The organism is Pseudomonas sp. LJDD11, assembly GCF_024584215.1.
GTDB lineage: Bacteria > Pseudomonadota > Gammaproteobacteria > Pseudomonadales > Pseudomonadaceae > Aquipseudomonas.
Genome location: NZ_JANJFL010000009.1, coordinates 21369 through 47379 on the forward strand (window position 1 = coordinate 21369; position 26011 = coordinate 47379).

21 protein-coding genes are annotated in these 26011 nt (G+C 59.9%); 14 read left to right on the plus strand and 7 right to left on the minus strand.

Annotated elements, in window-relative coordinates; all coding sequences use genetic code 11:
* Positions 1–159: 159 nt before the first annotated feature.
* Both metK and NRB16_RS12610 read right to left on the minus strand, forming a co-directional pair.
* Positions 160–1350: a methionine adenosyltransferase gene (metK, locus tag NRB16_RS12605; protein WP_045486244.1), complete on the minus strand. Its 1191-nt coding sequence runs from the start codon at positions 1348–1350 to the stop codon at positions 160–162.
* A gap of 2 nt (positions 1351–1352) precedes the next feature.
* The gene (locus tag NRB16_RS12610; protein ID WP_045486247.1) at positions 1353–2366 is read right to left on the minus strand and encodes a metalloregulator ArsR/SmtB family transcription factor; all 1014 of its coding nucleotides are present in this window, start codon (positions 2364–2366) and stop codon (positions 1353–1355) included.
* Positions 2367–2622: 256 nt separating this feature from the next.
* Between NRB16_RS12610 and tkt the strand changes: the two genes are divergently transcribed.
* From tkt to fba, 7 genes are all read left to right on the plus strand, one after another.
* Positions 2623–4620, plus strand: coding sequence for a transketolase (gene tkt, locus NRB16_RS12615; protein ID WP_045486250.1), 1998 nt, complete (start codon positions 2623–2625; stop codon positions 4618–4620).
* 133 nt (positions 4621–4753) lie between these two features.
* The gene (gene epd / locus NRB16_RS12620) at positions 4754–5803 is read left to right on the plus strand and encodes an erythrose-4-phosphate dehydrogenase (protein WP_045486253.1); all 1050 of its coding nucleotides are present in this window, start codon (positions 4754–4756) and stop codon (positions 5801–5803) included.
* Positions 5804–5818: 15 nt separating this feature from the next.
* Positions 5819–6985, plus strand: a complete 1167-nt coding sequence (locus NRB16_RS12625; protein WP_045486255.1) for a phosphoglycerate kinase — start codon at positions 5819–5821, stop codon at positions 6983–6985.
* Positions 6986–7010: 25 nt separating this feature from the next.
* Positions 7011–7238: a hypothetical protein gene (locus NRB16_RS12630; RefSeq protein ID WP_257106260.1), complete on the plus strand. Its 228-nt coding sequence runs from the start codon at positions 7011–7013 to the stop codon at positions 7236–7238.
* Positions 7239–7319: 81 nt separating this feature from the next.
* The gene (locus NRB16_RS12635) at positions 7320–7517 is read left to right on the plus strand and encodes a hypothetical protein (RefSeq protein WP_045486259.1); all 198 of its coding nucleotides are present in this window, start codon (positions 7320–7322) and stop codon (positions 7515–7517) included.
* A 33-nt stretch (positions 7518–7550) separates the two neighbouring features.
* On the plus strand, positions 7551–7874 hold the full coding sequence (locus NRB16_RS12640; RefSeq protein ID WP_045486262.1) for an MliC family protein: 324 nt from the start codon (positions 7551–7553) through the stop codon (positions 7872–7874).
* A gap of 258 nt (positions 7875–8132) precedes the next feature.
* Entirely contained in the window at positions 8133–9197 is a 1065-nt protein-coding gene (fba, locus tag NRB16_RS12645; RefSeq protein ID WP_045486265.1) for a class II fructose-bisphosphate aldolase, read from the plus strand.
* A gap of 268 nt (positions 9198–9465) precedes the next feature.
* On the opposite strand, the gene NRB16_RS12650 is transcribed toward fba, so the two are convergent.
* Both NRB16_RS12650 and NRB16_RS12655 read right to left on the minus strand, forming a co-directional pair.
* Positions 9466–9885 (minus strand): DUF3010 family protein, encoded by a 420-nt coding sequence (locus tag NRB16_RS12650; protein WP_045486268.1) that lies wholly within the window; start codon positions 9883–9885, stop codon positions 9466–9468.
* 109 nt (positions 9886–9994) lie between these two features.
* Positions 9995–10405: a lysozyme inhibitor LprI family protein gene (locus tag NRB16_RS12655; protein ID WP_045486271.1), complete on the minus strand. Its 411-nt coding sequence runs from the start codon at positions 10403–10405 to the stop codon at positions 9995–9997.
* A 230-nt stretch (positions 10406–10635) separates the two neighbouring features.
* On the opposite strand from NRB16_RS12655, the gene NRB16_RS12660 reads away from it, so the two are divergent.
* From NRB16_RS12660 to NRB16_RS12685, 6 genes are all read left to right on the plus strand, one after another.
* The gene (locus NRB16_RS12660) at positions 10636–11613 is read left to right on the plus strand and encodes a dipeptidase (RefSeq protein WP_045486274.1); all 978 of its coding nucleotides are present in this window, start codon (positions 10636–10638) and stop codon (positions 11611–11613) included.
* An 81-nt stretch (positions 11614–11694) separates the two neighbouring features.
* Positions 11695–12225 (plus strand): 4-vinyl reductase, encoded by a 531-nt coding sequence (locus NRB16_RS12665; RefSeq protein ID WP_045486277.1) that lies wholly within the window; start codon positions 11695–11697, stop codon positions 12223–12225.
* A gap of 116 nt (positions 12226–12341) precedes the next feature.
* A complete protein-coding gene (gene dgcA, locus NRB16_RS12670; protein ID WP_045486280.1) occupies positions 12342–14402 on the plus strand; it encodes a dimethylglycine demethylation protein DgcA in 2061 nt (686 codons plus the stop codon).
* A 128-nt stretch (positions 14403–14530) separates the two neighbouring features.
* Complete coding sequence (gene dgcB, locus NRB16_RS12675) at positions 14531–16486, plus strand: dimethylglycine demethylation protein DgcB (RefSeq protein ID WP_253140240.1); 1956 nt, start codon at positions 14531–14533, stop codon at positions 16484–16486.
* Positions 16486–17706 carry an electron transfer flavoprotein subunit alpha/FixB family protein gene (locus NRB16_RS12680; protein WP_257106261.1) on the plus strand — a complete coding sequence of 407 codons (1221 nt, stop codon included), beginning with the start codon at positions 16486–16488 and terminating at the stop codon, positions 17704–17706. The genes dgcB and NRB16_RS12680 overlap by 1 nt, the downstream gene beginning before the upstream one ends.
* Complete coding sequence (locus NRB16_RS12685; RefSeq protein ID WP_253140242.1) at positions 17696–18490, plus strand: electron transfer flavoprotein subunit beta; 795 nt, start codon at positions 17696–17698, stop codon at positions 18488–18490. Before NRB16_RS12680 ends, NRB16_RS12685 begins: the two co-directional genes overlap by 11 nt.
* Before the next feature lie 862 nt (positions 18491–19352).
* Here NRB16_RS12685 and NRB16_RS12690 read toward each other — a convergent pair.
* The gene (locus NRB16_RS12690) at positions 19353–22052 is read right to left on the minus strand and encodes a hypothetical protein (RefSeq protein ID WP_257106262.1); all 2700 of its coding nucleotides are present in this window, start codon (positions 22050–22052) and stop codon (positions 19353–19355) included.
* Between the two features lie 188 nt (positions 22053–22240).
* Positions 22241–23539 carry a glycine-betaine demethylase subunit GbcA gene (gbcA, locus tag NRB16_RS12695; protein WP_045486291.1) on the minus strand — a complete coding sequence of 433 codons (1299 nt, stop codon included), beginning with the start codon at positions 23537–23539 and terminating at the stop codon, positions 22241–22243.
* 334 nt (positions 23540–23873) lie between these two features.
* Between gbcA and gbcB the strand changes: the two genes are divergently transcribed.
* Positions 23874–24974: a glycine-betaine demethylase subunit GbcB gene (gene gbcB, locus NRB16_RS12700; RefSeq protein ID WP_045486294.1), complete on the plus strand. Its 1101-nt coding sequence runs from the start codon at positions 23874–23876 to the stop codon at positions 24972–24974.
* 251 nt (positions 24975–25225) lie between these two features.
* Here the strand turns inward: gbcB and NRB16_RS12705 are convergent, their stop codons facing one another.
* Positions 25226–25963, minus strand: coding sequence for an SDR family oxidoreductase (locus NRB16_RS12705; protein WP_253112123.1), 738 nt, complete (start codon positions 25961–25963; stop codon positions 25226–25228).
* Positions 25964–26011 lie beyond the last annotated feature (48 nt).

A 26011-nucleotide genomic window follows, 5' to 3' on the forward strand; every position in this document is an offset into this window, starting at 1 on the left:
CGACGCCCATACAGACAGGCTACAACTCAGAAAATTCCCACGGGTGCGCCGATTTTGTGACGCAGATCACTCGATTTTTTTCAGGCGCCGGTTTTATGGCAGGCACAAAAAAGCCCCGGACACCGAGGGTGCCGGGGCTTTGGCTAATACCGGTCGGTATTACAGGCCGGCAGCGGCGCGCAGGGCGGCGGCGCGGTCGGTTTTTTCCCAGGTGAAGGCGGTGAAGGTGTCTTCGCCGACCGTCATTTCGAACGGGTTGCGACCGAAGTGGCCGTAGGCTGCGGTCTGCTTGTACATCGGGTGCAGCAGGTCGAGCATGGTGGTGATCGCGTATGGACGCAGGTCGAAGTGCTCGCGCACCAGCTGGATGATCTTGTCGTCCGACAGCTTGCCGGTGCCGAAGGTGTTCAGCGAGATCGAGGTTGGCTGGGCCACGCCGATGGCGTAGGAAACCTGGATTTCGCAGCGGTCGGCCAGGCCCGCAGCCACGATGTTCTTGGCCACGTAGCGACCGGCGTAGGCCGCCGAGCGGTCAACCTTCGATGGGTCCTTGCCGGAGAATGCGCCGCCGCCGTGACGGGCCATGCCGCCGTAGCTGTCGACGATGATCTTGCGGCCGGTCAGGCCGCAGTCGCCCACCGGGCCGCCGATGATGAAGTTGCCGGTCGGGTTGATATGGAACTGGGTGTCTTTGTGCAGCAGGTGCGCCGGGATGGCGTGCTTGACGATCAGCTCCATCACGCCTTCACGCAGGTCTTTGTACGACACTTCCGGGTTGTGCTGGGTCGACAGCACGATAGCGTCGACGCCGACCACTTTGCCGTCTTCGTAGCGGCAGGTGACCTGCGACTTGGCGTCCGGACGCAGCCATGGCAGCAGGCCGGATTTACGCGCTTCGGCCTGGCGCTGGACCAGTTGGTGCGAGAAGGTGATCGGTGCTGGCATCAGCACGTCGGTTTCGTTGCTGGCGTAGCCAAACATCAGGCCCTGATCGCCCGCACCCTGGTCTTCAGGCTTGCTGCGGTCAACGCCCTGGGCGATGTCTACCGACTGCTTGCCGATGATGTTCATCACGCCGCAGGTAGCGCCGTCGAAGCCGACGTCGGAGCTGTTGTAGCCGATGTCGAGAATCACGTTACGGACGATGTCTTCCAGGTCGACCCAGGCCGAGGTGGTGACTTCGCCGGCGATGATTGCCACGCCGGTCTTGACCAGGGTTTCGACCGCGACACGGGCGAATTTGTCTTCCGCGATGATGGCATCCAGAACCGCATCGGAAATCTGGTCGGCGATCTTGTCCGGATGTCCTTCGGAGACGGACTCGGAGGTGAAAATTGAGTATTCGCTCATGTCTACGGGTTTCCTGAAGTAAATCGAGGGTAAGTGTCACCAGCCGGCCGCTGAAATTGGCGTACCTGGATCTGGAAACCATTGCGTAAGCCCACGTAGAGGCTCTGTTCGGGGACTAGCCCGGCAGCGACGGCCCAGCGGGCCAGGTCATCCTGTTCAAAGCCCAGCCAGAGATCGCCACAGGCCTCCCTGGCCCAGCTCTGGTCGTGGCTGCATAAATCCGTCACCAGCAGGCTACCGCCGGGTTGCAAGTGCTCTGCCAGTTGCCCAAGAGCATCGGCAGGCGCTGCGAAATGATGAAGCACCATGTTCAGAACGACGCAATCGACCTGTACTTTAGCGTCGTTCAGTGCATCGGCCAGGCGCAATTCCACGTTGTCCAGGCCCTGGCGCTCACACAGTTTGCGGGCCAGTTCGAGCATGGCCGGGCTGTTGTCCATGGCCGTGACATGGGCAAAACGCTGGGCCAGGTCGGGCAGAAAACTGCCATCACCGGGGCCGACCTCAAGCACCTTGGCCTGCGGCGCGAACACCAGTTTGTCGAGCAACGCCAGCAGGCTGTCGCGGTACTGCGCAAGACCTGCGATCAGGTCTTGCTGGGCATTGAACTTGTCGGCAACCCGGGCAAAAAAGTCCTGGCTGGCTGCGGCGCGTTGCTGGTGCACCGCGTCGATTCGCGCCTTGACCTCGACCGGCAACGCCAGGGCATCGACTTCATCGAGCAGCGCCGCATGCAGGCGTCCGCCGGTCAGCCCGCTATGGGGCAGGGCGCGGCGGTAGAAAATGGCGTTGCCTTCGCGGCGCGTGGCAACCAGACCGGCCTGGGCCAGCACCTTGAGGTGGTGGCTCATGCCGGACTGACCGGTGGCGAAGATCTGCGCCAGTTCCAGCACCCCGAACGAGTCGTTGGCCAGGGCACGCAGCACATTAAGCCGCAACGGGTCGCCGCCAGCCTTGCACAAGGCAGACAGTTCGTCGCAATCATCATGGCGTACTGCTGGCGCGGGTAGATTCATAGGTTCGCAGTCTAGTCACGCTCTGAATAAGCTGCAAGATCAATATCAAAAAGTTTTGATATTGCCCGCGATGTCAGTAAACAGGCGTCGTCAACCCGCCGCTGCGGTCTATCCTTGAGCCGGTTAAAGGCCAACAAAGCCTGCATGGCAGGAAAAAAGCGCTCAGGTGACTATCTTTCATTGCCCCCAGCCAGAGGCTGAGGGAAAATGGACGCCTTTTTCTGCTCCCAATTCTTTACTTCCCAGGAGATCAGCGATGCCTAGCCGTCGTGAGCGTGCCAATGCCATTCGTGCCCTGAGCATGGATGCCGTGCAAAAAGCCAACAGCGGCCACCCAGGTGCCCCCATGGGTATGGCGGATATCGCCGAAGTCCTTTGGCGCGATTATCTGAAGCACAACCCGGCCAACCCGTCGTTCGCCGACCGCGACCGCTTCGTGCTGTCCAACGGCCATGGTTCGATGCTGATCTACTCGCTGCTGCACCTGACCGGCTACGACCTGTCCATCGACGACCTGAAGAACTTCCGCCAACTGCACAGCCGCACCCCGGGTCACCCCGAGTATGGCTACACCCCTGGCGTCGAAACCACCACTGGCCCGCTGGGTCAGGGTTTCGCCAACGCAGTGGGCTTCGCAATCGCGGAAAAAACCCTGGCGGCGCAGTTCAACCGCCCAGGTCATGAAATCGTCAACCACAACACCTATGTGTTCATGGGCGACGGCTGCATGATGGAAGGCATTTCCCACGAAGTCGCTTCCCTGGCCGGCACCCTGGGCCTGGGCAAGCTGATCGCCTTCTATGACGACAACGGCATCTCCATCGACGGTGAAGTCGAAGGCTGGTTCACCGATGACACGCCAAAGCGCTTCGAGTCCTACAACTGGCAGGTGATCCGCAATGTCGACGGCCATGACGCCGACGAGATCAAAACCGCCATCGACACCGCGCGCAAGAGCCCGCTGCCGACCCTGATCTGCTGCAAGACCACTATCGGCTTCGGTTCGCCGAACAAGGCCGGCAAGGAAGAATCCCACGGCGCGCCACTGGGCGCCGACGAGATCGCCCTGACCCGCGCTGCGCTGAAGTGGAACCACGGTCCGTTCGAAGTGCCGGCCGATATCTACAGTGAGTGGAACGCCAAGGAAAAAGGCCTGGCCGCCGAGGCCGAGTGGGACCAGCGCTTTGCTGCTTACTCCGCTGCCTTCCCTGAGCTGGCTAACGAGTTCGTACGCCGGGTCAGCGGTCAACTGCCAGCCGACTTCGCCGAAAAATCCGCAGCGTACGTGGCTGAAGTCAACGCCAAGGGCGAAACCATCGCCAGCCGTAAAGCCAGCCAGAACGCGCTGGGCGCTTTCGGTCCGCTGCTGCCTGAGTTCCTTGGCGGTTCGGCTGACCTGGCCGGTTCCAACCTGACCATCTGGAAAGGCTGCAAGAGCATCAGCGGTGAAGACGCCAACGGCAACTACCTGCACTACGGTGTGCGTGAGTTCGGCCAGGCGGCCATCATGAACGGTATCGCCCTGCATGGCGGCTTCGTGCCTTACGGCGCGACCTTCCTGATCTTCATGGAATACGCTCGTAACGCCGTGCGCATGGCGGCGCTGATGAAGAAGCGGGTCATTCATGTCTTCACCCACGACTCCATCGGCCTGGGCGAAGACGGCCCGACTCACCAGCCGGTCGAGCAACTGACCAGCCTGCGTACCACGCCAAACCTCGACACCTGGCGCCCGGCCGATGCCGTGGAATCGGCAGTGGCCTGGAAGTACGCCATCGAGCGCAACGACGGCCCATCGGCGCTGGTGTTCTCGCGCCAGAACCTGCCACACCAGAGCCGTGATGCCGAGCAACTGGCCAATATCGCCCGTGGCGGTTATGTGCTGCGCGACAGCGTTGGCGAACCCGAGCTGATCCTGATCGCCACCGGTTCCGAAGTCGGTCTGGCCGTGCAGGCGTTTGATGCGCTGAGCGCCAAAGGTCGCAAGGTGCGTGTGGTCTCGCTGCCAAGCACCAACGTGTTCGATGCCCAGGACGCGGCTTACAAGCAGTCGGTACTGCCGGTTCAGGTCGGCGCGCGAATCGCTATCGAAGCTGCCCATGCAGACTTCTGGTACAAGTACGTCGGCCTGGAAGGCCGTGTGATCGGTATGACCACCTTCGGTGAGTCGGCCCCGGCCGCAGCGTTGTTCGAAGAGTTCGGCTTCACCCTGGAGAACATCCTGGGCACCGCCGAAGAACTGCTCGAAGACTGATAGCCCTGCAATGTGGGAGCGAGCGGGCGGCGATCCGTCTTGCTCACGAATCCGGCTTGCCAGGCGATAAACATGTATCGCCTGGCCCGGCCCTTTCGCGACCAGGGTCGCTCCTACCGAAATGTGAGCCACCATGCCTCAACCCCGTGTGTACAAGGTTGCCCTGAACGGCTATGGCCGTATCGGTCGCTGCGTTTTGCGTGCGCTCTGCGAGCGTGGCGCCAGCGCCGGGTTCGAGGTGGTGGCGATCAACGATCTGGCCGACATGGCCAGTCTCGAATACCTGACCCGCTTCGACTCTACCCATGGCCGCTTTCCCGGCCATGTGCGGGTCGAGGGGGACTATCTGCATATCGATGATCACCGCATCCGCGTGTTGCGCAGCCCGACGCCCGAAGGCATCGACTGGGCCAGCCTGGGCGCGGACCTGGTGCTCGAATGCTCGGGTGTCTACAATACTCGCGAAGATGGCCAGCGCTTTCTGGCGGCCGGTGCGCCGTCGGTGCTGTTCTCGCAGCCGATGGCCAGTGAGGCCGACGTCGATGCCACGATTGTCTATGGCATCAATCAGCAGACGCTGACGGGCCGCGAGTTGCTGGTCTCGGCGGCATCGTGTACCACCAACTGCAGCGTGCCTTTGCTGCGCCTGCTCGATCAAGCGCTGGGGCTGGAATACATCACCATCACCACCATCCATTCGGCGATGAACGACCAGCCGGTGATCGACGCCTATCACCACGAGGATTTGCGTCGTACGCGCTCGGCATTTCAGTCGATCATTCCGGTGTCGACGGGCCTTGCGCGAGGCATTGAACGCCTGCTTCCGGAACTTGCGGGCCGAATTCAGGCCAAAGCAGTTCGCGTACCGACGGTCAATGTCTCGTGCCTGGACATCACCTTGCAGGTGGCACGCGACACCGATGCCGCCGAAATCAATCGCATCCTGCGCGAGGCTGCCAGCAGCGGCCCGCTCAAAGGCTTGCTGGCGTATACCGAATTGCCGCATGCCAGCTGCGATTTCAATCATGACCCCCATTCGGCGATTGTCGATGCGAGTCAGACCCGCGTGTCCGGCCCCCGGCTGGTCAACCTGCTGGCCTGGTTCGATAACGAATGGGGCTTTGCCAACCGTATGCTCGACGTCGCAGGTCATTTGCTGCGCGTTGCAGACCCACAACAGTAAAGACAGGAACGCCTCATGACCGTGCTGAAGATGACCGACCTTGACCTGCAAGGTAAGCGTGTACTGATTCGCGAAGACCTCAACGTGCCGATCAAGGACGGTGCCGTCAGCAGCGACGCACGCATTCTGGCGTCCTTGCCGACCATTCGTCTGGCGCTGGAAAAAGGCGCAGCGGTCATGGTTTGCTCGCACCTGGGCCGTCCGGTCGAAGGTGAGTTCTCGGCTGAAAACAGCCTCAAGCCGGTGGCCGACTACCTGAGCAAGGCGCTGGGCCGCGAAGTTGCGCTGGTGGCCGACTACCTCGACGGTGTTGAAGTCAAAGCCGGTGACGTGGTGCTGTTCGAAAACGTGCGCTTCAACAAGGGCGAGAAAAAGAACGCTGACGAGCTGGCGCAGAAATACGCCGCGCTGTGCGATGTGTTCGTAATGGACGCGTTCGGTACTGCGCACCGCGCCGAGGGCTCGACCCACGGCGTGGCCAAGTTCGCCAAGGTTGCGGCGGCGGGCCCGTTGCTGGCGGCCGAGCTGGAAGCACTGGGCAAGGCGCTGGGTGCGCCGGCCAAGCCGATGGCTGCCATTGTCGCTGGCTCCAAGGTGTCGACCAAGCTCGACGTGCTCAACAGCCTGAGCGGTATCTGCGACCAGTTGATCGTCGGTGGCGGCATCGCTAACACCTTCCTCGCGGCGGCCGGTCATAAGGTCGGCAAGTCGCTGTACGAGCCGGACCTGCTCGATACCGCCCGTGCCATCGCCGCCAAGGTCAGCGTCCCGCTGCCGGTCGACGTGGTCGTCGCCAAGGCCTTTGCCGAAGACGCAGAAGCCACTGTCAAGCTGATCGCTGACGTTGCCGATGACGACATGATTCTGGACATCGGCCCGCAAACAGCCGAGCAGTTCGCCCAATTGTTGAAATCTTCCCGGACTATCCTGTGGAACGGCCCGGTGGGCGTGTTCGAGTTCGACCAGTTCGGCAATGGCACCAAAGTGCTGGCCAAGGCGATTGCCGAGAGCCCGGCGTTTTCCATCGCAGGCGGCGGTGACACGCTGGCGGCGATCGACAAATACGCAGTGGGCGAGCAGATTTCCTATATTTCCACCGGCGGTGGCGCGTTCCTGGAGTTCGTCGAAGGCAAAGTCTTGCCTGCGGTCGAAGTGCTGGAGCAGCGCGCCAAGGCGCAATAAGCCGAGCGGCTTGAGGATGTGGCAAATGGTCAGGGCGATGCCGGTGTTGCTGATCGTGGGGGTGCTGGCCGGGTGTGCCGGCAGCCCTGCGGCTGAGGATGCCAGGGAAGAGCAGCAAGCGGCGTTGCAGTTGAGCTGCTATCAGACTGCCTGGCAGGCCGAGACCATCCAGGTCGTCTACAAACGTGGCGGCCAGGAGGTGTGGGACCGGTATGACCTCACGCCGCAGGTCGGCAACGTCGCCTGTCGCTGATTGAGCAAGGCGCTTTCTGGCAACATCCCTGCGATATGGCGGTCATTTACAGGGTGGATCTTTCCAGAAAGGAGTTTCGCCATGAAGATCGTCGCTGTGATGCTGCTCAGTTGCATGATGCTTGCCGGTTGTAGCGGTTCCGGTAGCCGTTCCAAGGCTTGTGAAGTCTTCAGCCCGGCCTCGGTGGTAGTGCCTACCACCGAAAACAGCCAGCGGGTCGAAGCCCAGGCTACGGGCGAACCGGCTGACGATGGTAAACACGAACAACACTGCCCTTGACCTTATACGCGCCAGGGCAGTCCAGGAGAATTGATGAAAGGCCTGATTGCCCTTGCGGCGCTGGCGGTATTGAGCGGTTGCTCCAGCTTCAAGTCTGCCGCACCGGCAGACCCGTGGACCCGTTGGGTCTGTGACAGCAAGGCCGAGGTCACCTGGCGCTACGCTGACGCTGCCCGCAAGGCGGTGGATGTGCGCCTGAACCAGAGCGAGCAGGTGTTTCATCTGCAGGCCGAGCCCGGTGCCGCCGGTGAACTGTTTGGCAACGGCGTACTGTCGTTTGCCAGAAACGGTGATGAAGGCCTGGTGTACTGGTCTGCCACCAACGATTTGATCGGTCGCGGCTGCAAGGCCCGATGAGCGGTAGATAGCCCGCAGCCGATGTACCACGCGCAGTTGGGCACCTCTAAAAACGTAGGCGAGGCAGCCAGCGCAAGGCGAAAACCGGCGAGAAAGCGCAGTTTACGAGTTGTAAATGAGCATTTTGAGCCGGTTTTCAACGCAGCGATGGCAACGCAGGTAGTTTTTAGAGCTGTCCAGATTGCGCATTACTTGAACAGCAGCCGCCACTGGGGCAGGCTTGCACGATTAACGACCCGACCGGGAGAGAAACAGACAATGGCACTTATCAGCATGCGCCAGATGTTGGACCACGCCGCCGAATTCGGCTATGGCGTCCCAGCTTTCAACGTAAACAACCTGGAACAGATGCGCGCCATTATGGAAGCGGCCGACAAGACCGACTCCCCAGTGATCGTTCAGGCCTCGGCCGGTGCCCGCAAATACGCCGGTGCCCCGTTCCTGCGTCACCTGATCCTCGCGGCGATCGAAGAATTCCCGCACATCCCGGTGGTCATGCACCAGGACCACGGCACCAGCCCTGACATCTGCCAGCGCTCGATCCAGCTGGGCTTCAGCTCAGTGATGATGGACGGCTCGCTGATGGAAGACGGCAAGACGCCGGCCAGCTATGACTACAACGTTGAAGTGACCCGTCGCGTCGTCGCCTTCGCCCACGCCTGCGGCGTGTCGGTAGAGGGTGAGCTGGGCGTGCTGGGCTCGCTGGAAACCGGCATGGCCGGCGAAGAAGACGGCGTTGGCGCTGAAGGCGTGCTGGACCACAGCCAGATGCTGACCGACCCGGAAGAAGCGGCTGACTTCGTCAAGCGCACCAACGTCGACGCCCTGGCCATTGCCATCGGCACCAGCCACGGCGCCTACAAGTTCACCAAGCCGCCTACCGGCGACATCCTGGCCATCGAGCAGATCAAGGCTATCCACAAGCGCATCCCCAACACCCACCTGGTGATGCACGGTTCGTCGTCTGTTCCGCAAGAATGGCTGAAAATCATCAACGAGTACGGCGGCGACATCAAAGAGACCTACGGCGTACCGGTTGAAGAAATCGTCGAAGGCATCAAGCACGGCGTACGCAAGGTCAACATCGACACCGACCTGCGTCTGGCCTCCACCGGTGCCATCCGCGAATTCATGGCCAAGAACCCGGCCGAGTTCGACCCACGCAAATACCTGGCCAAGACCGTTGTGGCCATGCGTGATGTCTGTATCGCCCGTTACGAAGCGTTCGGCACTGCCGGCAACGCCTCGAAGATCAAGCCGGTCTCCCTGGACCGCATGTTCGAGCGCTACGCCAAAGGCGAGCTGGACGCCCGGATCAACTGAGTGTTGATTCGCTGAACAAAAAACCCGCAGCGATGCGGGTTTTTTTGTGGTCGGTCAGTAGGAATAATACCTATCACTCAAGACCGGCTTAGTCCTATGGGAGGCAGCTCTGCTGGCGAATACAGAGGTACATCTACAACAGATGTGCCGGTTTTACTGGCCCTTTCGAGGTGGTCCGGCATCCCGGCTAGCCTCCTCCCACCGGGACCGAGTTGAGCCGGATAATCGCGACTGATCGGCATTACCCCTACAGGTGGTGGGTGATCCGTCAGGCCTTCTTCAACAGCGCCGCACAGGCTGTTTTGTAAGCCTCGTGCTGGTATTTGTTGAGGCTGCCCGGCAGTTCAATGGCGTGTTTCTTGTGCTGAGCGGTGATGGTCTGCGGTGACAGCAGGGTCACCTCGCAGTCGGTCAGCAACTGCAATACCGTCTCGATCTTGAAGGTGGTCGGGCCACCGGCAAATTCGCCCTTTTTGCTGCGTTTCTTGATGGCGATATGGCTGATGCCGTTTTCCCGTACGAAAGCGGCAATCCGGGTAGCGAAGTCTTTGACGTTGAGCGACTCGTCGTCATCTTCCAGCGCCAGCTTGCGTGTCGCCAATGGCAGGTGGCTGAGGGTCGCGTTCTGACCGGTGGCCAGGGCGAAGATGGCTTCGCTGCCCTTGATTTCTACACCGCAAATGATCATGAAATTCCCTGTGCCCTGCATGACAAATACACAGGGTAGCGCATTGGTCACCTCTAACAACCACCCGGGTTGCCAGCACTCACGTTTTCAGACGCAGCCGTTGGCCGGATTATTCCTGCACCAGTGACTCGATGTATTCCGAACGTTCGTCGCTCATCCGCGCAATACAGTCATTTTCGCTGATTTTGTACGCCTTGCTGCCCGCCGCCGACGGGAACACTTCCACGGCGCAATCGGCATCACGCAGTTTCTCCCAGGCCTGCTGGGCGCTTCTGAGCTTGTTGGTGAAGTCGTTGTACTGGGTTTTGTTGGCGACAAATTGCGACTGCACCCGGTTGAGCAGGTTCTGGAAGTTTTCCTTGAGCAGCTCCTCGGCAGTGGTGCGGCTGTAAATGGAGCATTCCAGGGTCTGGTTGTCGCTGTCGACCCCGTCGCACGGGGTCGAATCGGAATCTTGTGCAGCATAGGCGTTACCGGCTATGGCGGCTGTCAGGGCCAGCCCCAGGAAAAATGTTTTCATCGATTCACTCCGAGCCATTAATGCTCAGGATTCTGGCTCAAGCGCATGACAAAGAACAGGTTTGGCTGGCGCCTCTGCGCAGATGAGGGACGCTTTGTCGCAGCTTGACGCTTTCGGCAATTCCCCTGTCGTTTTTACATCCGGCTCCCCTGAGCCTCAGGCATATGCTGGCCCCATAACGCGCCGACAACCGATTCGGTGCGCAAGAGTCTTATAAAGGGGACCGCCTGATGAGCCCAGCAGAACTTCACGCCGACAGCATCGTTATCGACGGTCTGATCATCGCCAAGTGGAATCGCGAGCTGTTTGAAGACATGCGCAAAGGCGGTTTGACCATGGCCAACTGTACCGTGTCGGTGTGGGAAGGCTTCCAGGCGACTGTCAACAGCATCACCTCCAGCATGAAACTGATGCGCGAAAACAGCGATCTGGTCATGCCGGTCAACACCACCGCCGACATCTACAAGGCCAAAGAGCTGGGCAAAACCGGCATCCTGTTCGGCTTTCAGAACGCCCATGCCTATGAAGACCAGATCGGCTATGTCGAGATCTTCAAAAAGCTCGGGGTTGGCATCGTGCAGATGTGCTACAACACCCAGAACCTGGTGGGCACCGGTTGTTATGAGCGCGACGGCGGCCTGTCGGGCTTCGGTCGCGAGATCGTTGCCGAGATGAACCGTGTCGGCGTCATGTGCGACCTGTCCCACGTAGGCTCCAAGACCAGCGAGGAAGTCATCCTCGAATCCAAGAAGCCGGTCTGCTATTCCCACTGCCTGCCTTCAGGCCTGAAAGAGCACCCGCGCAACAAGTCCGATGAAGAACTCAAATTCATCGCCGATCACGGCGGTTTCGTGGGCGTCACCATGTTTGCGCCGTTCCTGGCCAAAGGCATCGACTCGACCATCGACGATTACGCCGAAGCCATCGAATACACCATGAACATCGTTGGCGAAGACGCCATCGGCATCGGCACCGACTTCACCCAGGGCCATGGCAAGGAATTCTTCGAATACCTGACCCATGACAAGGGCTACGCCCGTCGCCTGACCAACTTCGGCAAGATCATCAACCCGCTGGGCATCCGCACCGTGGGCGAGTTCCCGAACCTGACCGAGACGCTGCTCAAGCGCGGCCATTCCGAGCAGGTGGTACGCAAGATCATGGGCGAGAACTGGGTGCGCGTCCTCAAGGATGTCTGGGGCGAGTAACGCCGCTAGCCACACCCCGCTCAATTCCGGCAAGCCTGAAGGCTTGCCCAATCACAAGAATTTTTCTGGAGTTAAGTTTCCATGGCCAAAATCGCCCCGCAATTGCCAATCGAAGTCGACAGCGAAACCGGCGTCTGGACGTCCGACGCCCTGCCGATGCTGTACGTACCTCGTCATTTCTTCGTCAACAACCACATCGGCATCGAAGAAGTGCTGGGCGCCGAAGCTTATGCCGAAGTGCTCTACAAGGCCGGCTACAAGTCTGCCTGGCACTGGTGCGAGAAAGAAGCCGAGTGCCATGGTCTGGAAGGCGTTGCGGTCTACGAGCACTACATGAAGCGTCTGTCGCAGCGTGGCTGGGGCCTGTTCAAAATTCAGGACATCGACCTGGACAAAGGCACCGCCAGTATCACGCTTGAGCACTCGGCGTTCGTGTACGTGTACGGCAAGGTCGGTCGCAAGGTCGACTACATGTTCACCGGCTGGTTCGCTGGCGCCATGGATCAGATCCTGGCTGCCCGTGGCAGCTCGATCCGCACCGTGGCCGAGCAGGTCTACGGAGGCTCCGAAGAGGGCCACGATGACGGTCTGTTTGTCGTCAAACCACTTTAAATAGCGCCGTCAGAAAACAGCGCGAGTGAAGCTCTGGCAAGGCGTGGCCGGCAAGTCTGGCTACGCAACAAGCGACCGAGCGCAGCAGCCTGTTTTCGCCTTGAGGAGTTTTGGAAATGGCTTTTGAAGCGATGTTCCAGCCGATTCAGATCGGCAAACTGACCATCCGTAACCGTGTTCTGAGTACTGCACACGCAGAGGTGTATGCCACCGACGGCGGTATGACCACTGAGCGTTACGTGAAGTATTACGAAGAGAAAGCCAAGGGCGGTATCGGCCTGGCGATCTGTGGCGGTTCGTCTGTGGTGGCTATTGATAGCCCGCAGAGCTGGTGGAAGTCGGTCAACCTGGCGACTGACCGGATCATTCCGCATTTCCAGAACCTCGCTGACGCCATGCACAAGCATGGCGCCAAGATCATGATCCAGATTACCCACATGGGTCGTCGTTCCCGTTGGGACGGTGATCACTGGCCGACCCTGATGTCGCCGTCGGGTATCCGCGAGCCGGTGCACCGTGCGACCTGCAAGACCATCGAGCCGGAAGAAATCTGGCGGATCATCGGTAACTACGCCCAGGCTGCGCGCCGGGCCAAAGAAGGCGGCCTCGATGGCGTCGAACTGTCGGCGGTGCACCAGCACATGATCGACCAGTTCTGGAGCCCGCGGGTCAACAAGCGTACTGACGAGTGGGGCGGCAGCTTCGAAAACCGCATGCGCTTCGGCATGGAAGTGCTTAAAGCCGTACGTGCCGAAGTCGGCCGTGACTTCTGCGTGGGCATGCGTATCTGTGGTGATGAATTCCACCCCGATGGCCTGTCGCATGACGACATGAAGCAGATCGCCAAGTATTACGACGATACCGGCCTGCTGGACTTCTTCGGCGTGATCGGCTCGGGTTGTGACACTCACAACACCCTGGCCAACGTCATTCCGAACATGAGTTATCCACCGGAGCCGTTCCTGCACCTGGCCGCCGGCATCAAGGAAGTGGTCAAGGCGCCGGTGCTGCACGCGCAAAACATCAAGGACCCGAACCAGGCCACGCGCATTCTGGAAGGCGGTTACGTCGACATGGTCGGCATGACCCGTGCACACATCGCCGACCCGCACCTGATCGCCAAGATCAAGATGGGCCAGGTCGACCAGATCAAGCAGTGCGTTGGTGCCAACTACTGCATCGACCGTCAGTATCAGGGCCTGGATGTACTGTGCATCCAGAACGCCGCGACGTCCCGTGAGTACATGGGCGTGCCGCACATCATCGAGAAGTCCACCGGGCCGAAACGCAAGGTGGTCATCGTCGGCGCCGGCCCGGCCGGTATGGAAGCGGCGCGGGTGTCTGCCGAGCGCGGCCACGACGTGACCCTGTTCGAGAAAAAAGACGCGATTGGCGGCCAGATCACCACGGCCTCCAAGGCGCCGCAACGTGACCAGATCGCCGGTATCACCCGTTGGTATCAGCTGGAGCTGGCGCGTCTGAAAGTTGACCTGCGGCTGGGCACTGCGGCCGATGCCGCGACCATCATGGACCTGCGCCCGGACATCGTGGTGCTGGCCGTCGGCGGCCATCCATTCATGGAGCAGAACGAACACTGGGGCGCGGCTGAGGGCCTGGTGGTCAGCAGCTGGGATGTGCTGGACGGCAAGGTTGCACCGGGCAAGAACGTGCTGGTCTACGACACCATCTGTGAATTCACCGGTATGTCGGTGGCCGACTTCCTGGCCGACAAGGGCTCGCAGGTCGAGATTGTCACCGACGATATCAAGCCGGGCGTCGCGATGGGCGGTACGACCTTCCCGACCTACTACCGCAGCATGTATCCGAAAGAAGTCATCATGACTGGCGACATGATGCTGGAGAAAGTCTACCGCGAAGGCGACAAGCTGATTGCGGTACTGGAGAACGAGTACACCGGTGCCAAGGAAGAGCGGGTCGTCGACCAGGTGGTGGTGGAAAACGGCGTGCGTCCTGACGAAGAGATCTACTACGCGCTGAAGGAAGGATCGCGCAACAAGGGCCAGATCGACATCGAAGCCCTGTTCGCCATCGCTCCCCAGCCAGAGTTGAGCCAGCCGGGCGACGGTTACCTGCTGTACCGGATCGGCGACTGCGTGGCGCAGCGTAACACCCATGCGGCGATCTACGACGGTCTTCGACTCTGCAAAGACTTCTGACAGCCATGGTGTAGGAGCGGCTTCAGCCGCGAATGCGGGCGCTGCATTGGTGACGCCTGGCAAATTTTCGCGGCTCAAGCCGCTCCTACGCACTTCGCTGCGTTTCGATGAGTTCGCCAGGAGCCATCATGCTGAATACTATTCTCCCCATCCTGCTGTTTGCCGCCCTGGGCCTTGCGGTCCTGGGCGCCTTGCGGCGGGTCAAAATGTGGCGTAACGGCCGGGCCTCGAAAGTCGATCTGATCGGCGGCCTGTTCGCCATGCCCAAACGCTACATGGTCGACTTGCACCATGTGGTCGCCCGCGACAAATACATCGCCAACACTCACGTTGCGACTGCCGGTGGTGCGGTGGCTTCGATTGTGCTGGCCATTCTGGTGCATGGTTTCGGCCTGCATAACAAGATTCTCGGTTACGCGCTGCTGTTGATGACGGCGGTGATGTTCGTCGGCGCAATCTTCGTGTTCCGTCGTCGCCTGAACCCGCCTTCGCGCCTGTCCAAAGGCCCGTGGATGCGCCTGCCCAAAAGCCTGCTGGCGTTCTCGGCGAGCTTCTTCCTGCTCACCCTGCCGGTGGCAGGCATCCTGCCGGCCGACTTCGGTGGCTGGCTGCTGGCCGGGGTTCTGGCCCTGGGCGTGCTGTGGGGTGTGAGTGAGCTGTTCTTCGGCATGACTTGGGGCGGGCCGATGAAGCACGCCTTCGCCGGTGCTCTGCACCTGGCCTGGCACCGCCGCGCCGAGCGTTTCGGTGGCGGTCGCTCCACAGGTTTGAAACCGCTGGATCTGGAAGACCCGCAAGCGCCACTGGGCGTCGAAAAGCCCAAAGACTTCACCTGGAATCAGTTGCTGGGTTTCGATGCCTGCGTGCAGTGCGGCAAGTGCGAGGCGATGTGCCCTGCATTTGCTGCCGGCCAGCCGCTGAACCCCAAGAAACTGATCCAGGACATGGTCGTCGGCCTGGCCGGCGGCAGCGATGCCAAATTTGCCGGTAGCCCTTACCCTGGCAAACCGGTCGGTGAGCACAGCGGTAATCCGCACCAGCCGATCGTCAATGGCCTGGTGGACGCCGAAACGCTGTGGTCGTGCACCACCTGCCGTGCGTGCGTCGAGGAGTGCCCGATGATGATCGAGCACGTCGACGCCATCGTCGACATGCGTCGTCACCTGACGCTGGAAAAAGGCGCGACCCCGAACAAGGGCGCCGAGGTGCTCGACAACCTGATCGCGACCGATAACCCGGGTGGTTTCAACCCTGGTGGTCGTCTGAACTGGGCGGCGGACCTCAACCTCAACCTGCTCAGCGACAAGAAGTCGGCCGATGTGCTGTTCTGGGTCGGTGACGGTGCCTTCGACATGCGTAACCAGCGCACCCTGCGGGCCTTCGTCAAGGTCCTCAAGGCTGCTGGCGTGGACTTCGCGGTGCTGGGGCTGGAAGAGCGTGACAGCGGTGACGTGGCCCGTCGTCTGGGGGATGAAGCAACGTTCCAGAGCCTGGCCAAACGCAATATCCAGACCCTGTCGCGCTACAAGTTTGCCCGTATCGTGACCTGCGACCCGCACAGCTTCCATGTGTTGAAAAACGAATACGGCGCCTTTGGTGGCGAGTATCAGGTCCAGCATCACAGCACCTTCATTGCCGAACTGGTCCAGGCCGGCGCGCTGAACCTCGACCAGCACAAAGGTGGCAGCGTGACTTATCACGACCCTTGCTACCTGGGCCGCTACAACGGCGAGTACCAGGCACCGCGTGATGTACTGCGGGCGCTGGGCATCGAGGTCAAGGAAATGGAACGCTCGGGCTTCCGTTCACGTTGCTGCGGCGGTGGCGGCGGTGCGCCGATCACTGACATCCCGGGCAAGCAGCGGATTCCTGACATGCGCATGCAAGACATCCGCGAGACGGGCGCTGAAGTGGTGGCGGTGGGCTGCCCACAATGTACCGCGATGCTCGAAGGCGTGGTCGAGCCACGGCCGTTGATCAAGGACATTGCCGAGCTGGTGGCTGACGCGCTGCTCGAAAACGACGCTGCTGCCCCGGCCCGTCAGGCAGCCCCGGCCAAACGTGAACCTGCGGAGGTGCACTGATGAGCGACATTATCCGCCGCGACCCGCGCGCCGAGTGGATCGCCCGTAACCGCCTGCACCCGCTGCACGCGGCCATGCAGCCGGTCCAGGATCGCTGGATGGGCCCCAACGGGCTGATCCGCAAGAACGTGCACGGCATCGGTTTCATCGGCCCCAACGGCATTAAACGGATTGACCGCACCGGTGCCCAGCAAGGCGGTTCGGCCAAGCGCAGCGCTGCCGTGGAAGTCCAACTGCCGTTGCATGTTGTTGCCGCGCCAGCGTTCTACATCACCGTGGTGCCGGACATGGTCGGTGGCCGCCTGAGCAGCCACGACCGTGACCTGCTGGGGCTGGCTCGCCAGTTGGCCGGTCAGGACGGTGCGGTACTGGCCGTGGTGTTTGGTGAGCACAAGGAAAGCGCATTCGACACCGCTGGCGTGGACCGCCTGCTGGTGATCGAAGGCGACGCTTTTGCAGGGTACTCGCCAGAGCAACGTGTCCAGGGCCTGCGGGCTGTGGATAACCAGTTCGACCCACGTCACTGGCTGCTGCCTGACAGCCGCACCGGTGGCGGTGAACTGGGCCGACGCTTTGCCGCAAGCCTTGGCGAGCGCCCGGCCACGCGGGTCTGGCAGATCAAGGACGGGCAATGCAGCGGGCGCGCCGGTGCTGGCCGCGAAGATCTGGTGCGGCCACTGGCGCGGCTGATTCTGGCTGCCGCCGAATGCGCCGACCCGATCAGCGAAACCCGCCACGAAGCGACCCCGGTGCAGTTGTCCACAGAGGTGGTACGCAGCCTGGCGCGTATCGAAGACCTGGGTTCGGTGGCGGTCGACCCCGGCGCCATTCCGATGGCCGAGTCGGAGTTCATCTTCTCCGGCGGCAACGGGGTACAGGACTGGGAGCTGTTCCACAAAACTGCCGCTGTGCTGGGCGCCACCGAAGGCGCGTCGCGGGTGGCTGTGGATAACGGCTTCATGGCCCGCGACCGTCAGGTCGGTGCAACCGGTACCTGGGTCACTGCACGGGTCTACGTGGCGGTGGGTATCTCCGGAGCGATCCAGCATTTGCAGGGTATTGGCGCTTGCGACAAGGTCGTGGCAATCAACATGGACCCTGGCTGCGACATGATCAAGCGTGCCGACCTGTCGGTAATTGGCGACAGCACCGAAGTGTTCAAAGCCCTCATCGAGGCCGTCGAAGCCTGGCGCAACGGAGGTAAACGCGATGCAGCCTAAGCCTGTGAATAACCCGGCGCTACAGGTGCTGAGCCTGGTCTCGGTGGGCTCTCACCCGACTTCCGGGCGCGCCCGGCGTGCCGAGCAGGACGCCCGGGCAGTCGAGCTGGGCCTCAAGCTGGTTGGGGATAACTTGCAGTTGCTGCACGCCGGTAATCCTGAAGAACCTGCGCTGCGTGCCTATCTGGGTATGGGCCTGGATGAAATACAGATTCTTGAACAACCGGCCGGCGCCGATGCGCTGCCGGCCCTGACGGAATATATCCGCGACTGCAATGTACAGATCGTGCTGACCGGCACGCAGGCTGAAACCGGCGAAGGGTCGGGCATGCTGCCGTTCCTGTTGGCCGAACGGCTGGGCTGGCCGCTGGTGGTGGGCCTGGCTGAGGTCGAGTCGCTGGATAACGGCGTGGCCATCGTCCTGCAAGCCCTGCCACGTGGTCAGCGGCGGCGCCTGAAAGTGCGCCTGCCGTTTCTCGCCACTGTGGATAACGCAGGCCCCACGCCACGCCAGACGGCTTTCGGACCGGCCCGACGCGGTGTGCTGGGTGTCGATCAGGTCGAGGTGGTCAGTGATGAGGTGCTCGGCAGCGACAGCCTGCAACCGGCCAAGCCGCGACCCAAGCGCTTGAAAGTGATTAAGGCCAAGAGCGGCGCCGACCGCATGAAGGCGGCGACCGCCAAGGCCAGCGGTGGCGGCGGTAAAGTACTCAAAGGCGTCAGCGCCCAGGAAGGCGCCGAGGCGATTCTCAAGCTTCTGGTGGAGGAGGGGGTGCTGCGTTAAGCCCCGTTTTATCCACCGCACAGGTTGTCCTCTTTCGCGGCTAAAGCTGTTCTTGCACAGGACCGGAGATCCAGGTGCAAGGAGGGCTTTAGCCGCGAATCTTTTTATCCCCAGGCAGTATAAATATCCTGACCTGAGCGGCCCTGTAGGAGCAGCTTTAGCTGCGAAGACCACACTCCAGCTGCGAAGACCACATTCCGGGCGCTGCCCCCGCTTACGCACAATCTCTGTGCGCGTGCCTGTGAATAAGTTGTTCGCTACTGCCTGAGATGACCGGCTTTAAAGGCGTGTAGAGCTTTGTTCAATTTTTGAACAGTTAAGGGTTTGATTTTTCAGATTTCTCCAGTGTGGATAAAACCCCACAAGAGGTCAGCTTGCCTACAGTTGCCCACAATCTCTGTTAGCGCCTCTGTGGACAAGTTGTTCGCTTTCAATTAATTGTCTTTAAAATCAGAAAGTTAGAAGTACTGGTTAAAAAACAAACGATTTCCATGACATGGCCCTTCAACCTTGTTATGGATGCGCTAGCCGCGCAGCTCAGCGCTTCCCGATGTTACGCACATTCCTTGTGTGCCTGGCTGTGGATAATATGTTTGCTTATCTCTGTAGCCCTTGTATTTAAAGGGATGCAAGCCGAAGGTCAAATAATGATCAGGTCAGCTGGCTGACATTGGGAGCCTCCTGCAGGGTACGGTTCCTGGATCGTAGCAGCACAATTCAAATTGTTGTGCACAATCTCTGTTGGCGGGCCTGTGGACAAGTTGTTTGCTCTTGGCTCCAGGCCACGTCACGTATGCTTTACCGGTGGGTGCTCAATAATTGATCAGTTCGGCATCGCTGAGCACCCCGCACCCCTCACCCATCACCATTCGGGGTAAACCCAAAGAAAATCCGATCTGGGTGATAACCTGTCCTGGCTGTCCACTGCATGCACATGATAACGACCGGCAACACTGTCTGGATGGTCATAGGCCAGTGAAGTACCAGTGACTTCTCCGATTTGCTTGAAGTAATGGAATACCCTGTATTTAACCGCGTTTGAGCTCGGATTCCAGCGCAGCCGCAGATGCTGCTGTTGTTGTTGCTGCTCCAGCCGAAGGTCTGTAGGTGCCGCAGGCGCGCCGGGGTCGGGCGGTGGGTCGGGCTGCGGCTCAGGTTCGGGCTGCTGCTCAGGCTCGGCCTTGGGTTGGAAGTCACCGTAAGAAATCTTGCCATCCAGATTGCCTCCACCACCAATGACTTTTACATCTGCATTTTCATAGCTGCTGGCGAAGCTGCCGATCGTAACAGGGGTCAGGATGTTGCGTTTGACGGTCACGCTTGCCTGCCCTTGGTCAGGACTGCCGTTCGGGTTGCCCATCACCCTGAAGGTCGAGCCCTTGCCAGCTTTGATGATTTTGGCCGAACGAATCTCGTCGTTATCGCAGCCGTAGGGGTTATTGCCGCTGCCCATTTTGAATGCACGGTAAGTATCGAAGGGAACCGAACAGACAATATTCTGGCTGCCATTATTGCCTTCGTGAAAGACGATCAGTGCATCGCTTATATCATTATCGGCTGGCGTCGTGCGGACCCTGATACGTGAGACCTTGCCATCAAGCCCGTTATTATGGGCCGCGAGTTTGCGGTAGTAGAACGTTTCTGCAGAGCCTTCCAGTGAATTAATGCGCACTCGCTGGCCCATGGGTATCGACTGTTTTACATCAATCAGCGTGAAATCATCCTGCCGGTCAGCATCGGGACTGTCATACAGTTCCAGTCGGGTTCCGGCACGAATTCCATCCAGTTCCAAGGAGCGGATTTCGTCGTTCTCACAACCATTGGCGGCCAGCCGCAAATTGTATTGGACGCCATCACTGCCACTTGGCTGATTACCTGGTAATGCACAGGTGCTGTCGCCATCCCGGTTGCCGGCATTGTGTTCATAAAAATAGTAGCCGCCTTGTGACAGCGCGGCGGCGTAAGGAAAGGCATCGCCCACCTGATTGAAATCTATGGTCAAAAAATTCGGGTTGCGCCCGTTGGTCGGTCCTGAGCAATAGCGCTCCACCCGCCGTTGCAGCCAGGTGAGATTGTTGTCCATGTCACCGGCGTGCGCTGTGCTACTGCCAAATGAATGGAATTGATTGAGCACGAACAGTTTGTTCATGCCACTGCTGGTAGTGAAGGGGTCAAACCCTGCGCCGTAGCGAGACTTACACTCCCAGTTATGAATGAGTACCGTGTCGCCAAGGTTATAAGTGTTTTCGATCTGATGATCGGAGGCGCGATAAATGGTGATGTTTTTGTTGCCAACCTGATAGGTACCTGGCAGGGATCTGTCGGAGTAGATTAGCAAGCGTTTATTGGTGCTGATTAGTTGGCGCAATGTGGGCCATTGCAGTTCGTTGTCGCCGTGAGCATAGCTGTAATTGGCAAGGTCCGGGACTTGCTCAAACACCCGCTGGATATCGTCCTGTGACACATAGGCCTCCAGCAGCAGGGCGATGACGGCGTTGGGGTTCTGTTGCAGGTAAGGCAGGAATGTGTTCGAGAACGCATCGCGCAATGAAGGATCGCTGGTTGAACACTTGTCCTGCGGGCCTGGCTTATGGCACATGCGCACGGTGTTTTGTGAGTCGAGGCGCAAGTCCAGCATGAAGCCTCTTACACCCCGATCAAGTTGTGGCGTCAGCGCGTCCAGATAAGCATTATGCGCGGTTACCCAAGTGTATTTATCGTAGCCTCTGTCGAGGTCGTTGATCGTCGGCGCGGTGCGGGTTTGCGGGTTCAGGTAGGACCAGTAAGTGTTACTCACGGCCGAAGTCGGGTAATGCCAGTAGTTGGCTGAAGGTGTACCGGTGACCCGGGAGGTGAAAAACAGATTGTATTCTTTATACCAGTGTACAGCGCCTGGCCAGGTCGGCTCGTTCCACGTTTTTGGATCTTGCCATGTACCGGCATGCAATCCTTTGTAAGTCCAGTTAGCGTCACTGACTTCACGGGTCGGGTAATACCAGTTATGAGCGGACGGCCGACCGGACTGCCGGGCCTGAAAGAACAGGGTTTTATAACCATATTCGTAACGATGAATATCACCCGGCACGCTGTAGTCATTCCAGTCCTTGGGGTCGCTAAACGTTCCGATGTGCCGGGAGTAGAACGTCCAGTGCTCATTGTCGGATGCTGACGTGGGGTAGTGCCAATTATAGTCGGAGGGTCGTCCCTCACGCTTGGCCTGAAATAACAAGCGCTGACCGCCGTATTCGTAGACGTTTATATCACCGACCCGAGAGTAATCAGACCAGGTATTGGGGCGTTCGACTGTTCCTTGGGTAACCGATATGTCAGAAGTCGTGGCTTGCTCATCACCGGCATATTCATCGCCAGCCTGGCTTTGCGATGCCGACTCTTCGCGCGGTTCAAGTGACTCGGTCGGCGGAGCAGTATTGCTTTCAGCGTTTGGTTGAGGGGCGGCTGACATGTCAGGTCCGTTTTCGGCGTACGCAGTGCCGACCGACAGGGCTGCGTACGGGCTTGCGAGCAGAATGGCGGGCAAGATGAGGTGCGCAATGGCTTTCATGAGGCGTCTCTGGTTCCTTGAGGGGATGACCATTTCTGTTGAGCAGATGACATGGCCAACATCAGTCTAGGAATCATCAACGTGCGCAGTTACTGGCAGAACTGATAGAGGCCGTTGAGGCAATCCTCATCGGCCACAAAAAAGCCCGCCTCCGGTTACAGAGGCGGGCTTGTCAGGCCAGGCGCTGGTCAGTTGCTCTGGATCTTCACTTCTTTCAGGTAAGGCGCAGGCTCGGCACCCAGGTTGGCCAGCATGCGGGCGCTGTACCAGTCGATGAAGTTGACCACGCCGAACTCGTAGGTTTTGGAGTACGGGCCTGGCTGGTAGGCGATAGAGTTGATGCCGCGCTGGTTCTCTTCGGCCAGGCGACGGTCCTGGTCGTTGGTGGCGTCCCAGACTTCGCGCAGGCGTGCCACGTCGTAGTCGACACCTTCCACAGCGTCCTTGTGCACCAGCCACTTGGTGGTGACCATGGTTTCCTGAGCGCTGATCGGCCACACGGTGAAGACGATGATGTGATCGCCCATGCAGTGGTTCCAGGAGTGCGGCAGGTGCAGGATGCGCATCGAGCCCAGGTCAGGGTTCTGGATGCGGCCCATCAGCTTCTTGCTGCCTTGCTTGCCGTCCATGGTCATGGACACGGTGCCCTTGAGCAGCGGCATGCGCACGATACGGTTACGCAGGCCGAAACCGGCGTGCAGGTAAGGGATCTTCTCGGCTTCCCACTTGGCAGCGGACTCTGCCACGTGGTCCTTGAATTCCTGGCTGGCGCGCGGGTCGTTGGTGTCATCCCATTCCAGCAGGGTGTTGAGCAGTTCAGGGTGCGAGCCGCTGCAGTGGTAGCACTCGCGGTTATTTTCCAGAACCAGCTTCCAGTTGGCTTTTTCCATCAAGGTGGTCTGCACCGCCACCTTGGTGTTTTCCATGTCGTACGGTTCCATGTAGTGGTGCAGTGTGGCCAGGAACTCGTCGATGGCTGGCGGGTTTTCTGCCAGGCTGATGAAGATGTAGCCGCCGGCGGTTTTGACCTTGATCGGCTTGAGGCTGAATTTCTTCATGTCGAAGTCATCGCCCATCTCGCTGCCAGCGTACAGCAGGCGACCGTCCAGCTCGTAGGTCCACTGGTGGTAAGGGCAGACCAGCTTGGCGACCTTGCCTTTTTCACCGGTGCACAGGCGCGAGCCACGGTGACGGCAGACGTTGAAGAACGCATTGATGGTGTCGTCAGGACCGCGCACGACCAGCACCGGGTTTTTACCGACCTGCAGGGTCAGGTAGTTGCCCTTTTTCGGAATCTCGCAGGTCATGCCGGCGATCAGCCATTCCTTCTGGAAGATCTCCTGCATGTCGATTTCGAACAGGCGCTCATCGTTGTAGAACGGTTGCGGCAGAGAATAGGTGCGTTCGCGGGTCTGCAGCATCTCGGCAGTTGCCTTGCGTGCGGCTTCAAGCGGGTCGCCCAGGCTCAGGTTTGCAGTGACGTCCATCGTGTGGTTCCTCATGACCGCCTCGGGCGGCCGCGAAAATAATGTGGCTAATACGGTTCTTGTTGGCACGCAGGGCGGGTTTTTCAGGCGCCCGTTTTGGTTCGTTTTGGCTTACGAGCATCGCGTAACGATTTAGCGGCGAGTGTGGAGATACACGAGGCTTGATCCTTATCCATGCACGACATGGCCGAATCCGTTCCCGACTGGCAACCCCATGCCCTATGGGGCTGGTCGCGGTAAGTACGTCAATGTCGCTGATAGGTAAATGGCCGGACGGGGGCTTGCGCAGAATCCGTTCCATAAGAAGGCCGACAGTCGGCCGTGGAGATCGAGCATGTCCCAAAACTTCCTTAACCCGGTCAACACCCAGACATGGGCCAACGGTCGTCACCTTGTGCGCGTCGTCAAGGTCATTCAGGAAACCTGGGATGTCCGTACGTTCTGCTTCATGGCCGACCAGCCGATCATGTTCTTTTTCAAGCCGGGACAGTTCGTCACGCTTGAGCTGGAGATCGAAGGCCAGCCGGTGATGCGCTCGTACACCATCTCCAGTGCCCCCTCAGTGCCTTACAGCTTTTCGATTACCGTCAAGCGGGTGCCTGGCGGCAAGGTCTCCAACTTTCTGCATGACACACTGCACGAAGGTCAGGAACTGGCGGTGCATGGCCCGGTCGGGCTGTTCAACGCCATCGATTTCCCTAACCCCAAGATTCTCTACCTCAGCGGCGGTGTAGGGATCACCCCGGTCATGTCCATGGCGCGCTGGTACTACGACACCAACGCCAACGTCGACATGGTGTTCGTGCACAGCGCCCGCTCGCCGAAAGACATTATCTATCATCGTGAGCTGGAACACATGGCGGCGCGGATCGAGAACTTCGACCTGCACCTGATCTGTGAAAAATATGGCCTGGGCGAGCCATGGGCCGGCTATCGCGGCTACCTGAACATCAAAATGCTGGAAATGATGGCGCCGGACTTCCGCGACCGCGAGGTGTTCTGCTGCGGCCCGACGCCTTACATGAGTGCGGTCAAGCGCATGCTGCAGGACAATGGCTTCAACATGGCCCAGTACCATGAAGAGTCGTTTGGTGCGACGCCGCCCGAAGCCAAGGCTGACGCGGTCGAAAACGCCGAGCATGCGGCTGAAGCGGCTGATGTGGACACCGCTGACCTGCATCAGGTGGAGTTCACCGACACCGGCAAGAGCATCCGCATTGCCCCGGGCGAAACCGTACACGCGGCGGCTTCCAAGCTGGGTCTGATGATCCCCAAAGCCTGCGGTATGGGCATCTGCGGAACCTGCAAGGTCATGAAGCTGAGCGGCGAAGTGGAGATGGAGCACAACGGCGGCATCACCGAAGACGACGAGGCCGAAGGTTACATCCTGTCGTGCTGCAGCATTCCGAAAACCGACGTGCGCATCGAATACTGATTGCGCCTTGCGCGCAGGCCGACGTAGGAGCGGCTTCAGCCGCGAAAGCCGCGATGCTCTTCGCGGCTAAAGCCGCTCCTACGGGGTAATGCCGATCAGTTAAGGGCAACGCGGTCTGGTGGGAGTGGCCGGTCGGCGCTCCGGGCAGCCGACGAATGCTGCGGTACATTCACAGCAGATGTGCCGGTTTTACTGGCCCTTTCGGGGTGGTCTGGCATCCCGGCTAGCCCCCTCCCACCCGGCAGCACAACTCAGGCCAAGCCACCATTGGCGCGCAATACCTGCCCATTGACCCATCCCGAGTCCGGCCCGGCCAGAAAGGCCACCACACTGGCGATATCCTCTGGCTGGCCGAGCCGTTGCAGCGGCGGCAGGCTGGCGAAATGCTGAATCTGTTCCTCTGTCTTGCCGGCCAGAAACAGCTCGGTAGCCACCGGGCCGGGAGCGACGCTGTTGACCGTAATGTTGCGTCCGCGCAGCTCCTTGGCAAACACTGGCGTCATGGCTTCCACGGCAGCCTTGCTGGCGTTGTAGATGGCGTAACCCGGCAGGTTCAGGGCCAGGGCGGTGGTCGAAAAATTGATGATCCGTCCACCGTCGTTCAGGCGCTTGCTGGCTTCACGCAGGGTGTTGAACACGCCACGGGTATTGATGGCGAAGGTCTGTTCAAACAGTTCGTCACTGGTTTCGGCCAGCGCCATCGTCTTGAGGATACCGGCATTGTTGATCAGCACATCGACCTTGCCCAAATGGTGTTCAGTGGCGTCGAACAACCGCCGCACATCGCTGACGCTGGACACATCGGCCTTGATCGCGATGGCGTCACGGCCTTCGCCGATCAGTTGTTCCACCAGGGTATCGGCTTCATCGGCGCTGCTGGCGTAGTTGATCACCACGGCAAAGCCATCGGCCGCCAGGCGCCGGGCAATTTCGGCGCCGATGCCGCGTGATGCACCGGTGATGATCGCGACTTTTCGAGAGCGGGTCATGGGGCAGGTCTCCTTTGGCAAACTAAGAAACATCAACCCATCTTAGGC

Bases quoted from the DNA above. Each gene is read 5' to 3' on its own strand.
- metK (WP_045486244.1), bottom strand. From the start codon at position 1,350: ATGAGCGAATACTCAATTTTCACCTCCGAGTCCGTCTCCGAAGGACAT.
- NRB16_RS12610 (WP_045486247.1), bottom strand. From the start codon at position 2,366: ATGAATCTACCCGCGCCAGCAGTACGCCATGATGATTGCGACGAACTG.
- tkt (WP_045486250.1), top strand. From the start codon at position 2,623: ATGCCTAGCCGTCGTGAGCGTGCCAATGCCATTCGTGCCCTGAGCATG.
- epd (WP_045486253.1), top strand. From the start codon at position 4,754: ATGCCTCAACCCCGTGTGTACAAGGTTGCCCTGAACGGCTATGGCCGT.
- NRB16_RS12625 (WP_045486255.1), top strand. From the start codon at position 5,819: ATGACCGTGCTGAAGATGACCGACCTTGACCTGCAAGGTAAGCGTGTA.
- NRB16_RS12630 (WP_257106260.1), top strand. From the start codon at position 7,011: ATGGTCAGGGCGATGCCGGTGTTGCTGATCGTGGGGGTGCTGGCCGGG.
- NRB16_RS12635 (WP_045486259.1), top strand. From the start codon at position 7,320: ATGAAGATCGTCGCTGTGATGCTGCTCAGTTGCATGATGCTTGCCGGT.
- NRB16_RS12640 (WP_045486262.1), top strand. From the start codon at position 7,551: ATGAAAGGCCTGATTGCCCTTGCGGCGCTGGCGGTATTGAGCGGTTGC.
- fba (WP_045486265.1), top strand. From the start codon at position 8,133: ATGGCACTTATCAGCATGCGCCAGATGTTGGACCACGCCGCCGAATTC.
- NRB16_RS12650 (WP_045486268.1), bottom strand. From the start codon at position 9,885: ATGATCATTTGCGGTGTAGAAATCAAGGGCAGCGAAGCCATCTTCGCC.
- NRB16_RS12655 (WP_045486271.1), bottom strand. From the start codon at position 10,405: ATGAAAACATTTTTCCTGGGGCTGGCCCTGACAGCCGCCATAGCCGGT.
- NRB16_RS12660 (WP_045486274.1), top strand. From the start codon at position 10,636: ATGAGCCCAGCAGAACTTCACGCCGACAGCATCGTTATCGACGGTCTG.
- NRB16_RS12665 (WP_045486277.1), top strand. From the start codon at position 11,695: ATGGCCAAAATCGCCCCGCAATTGCCAATCGAAGTCGACAGCGAAACC.
- dgcA (WP_045486280.1), top strand. From the start codon at position 12,342: ATGGCTTTTGAAGCGATGTTCCAGCCGATTCAGATCGGCAAACTGACC.
- dgcB (WP_253140240.1), top strand. From the start codon at position 14,531: ATGCTGAATACTATTCTCCCCATCCTGCTGTTTGCCGCCCTGGGCCTT.
- NRB16_RS12680 (WP_257106261.1), top strand. From the start codon at position 16,486: ATGAGCGACATTATCCGCCGCGACCCGCGCGCCGAGTGGATCGCCCGT.
- NRB16_RS12685 (WP_253140242.1), top strand. From the start codon at position 17,696: ATGCAGCCTAAGCCTGTGAATAACCCGGCGCTACAGGTGCTGAGCCTG.
- NRB16_RS12690 (WP_257106262.1), bottom strand. From the start codon at position 22,052: ATGAAAGCCATTGCGCACCTCATCTTGCCCGCCATTCTGCTCGCAAGC.
- gbcA (WP_045486291.1), bottom strand. From the start codon at position 23,539: ATGGACGTCACTGCAAACCTGAGCCTGGGCGACCCGCTTGAAGCCGCA.
- gbcB (WP_045486294.1), top strand. From the start codon at position 23,874: ATGTCCCAAAACTTCCTTAACCCGGTCAACACCCAGACATGGGCCAAC.
- NRB16_RS12705 (WP_253112123.1), bottom strand. From the start codon at position 25,963: ATGACCCGCTCTCGAAAAGTCGCGATCATCACCGGTGCATCACGCGGC.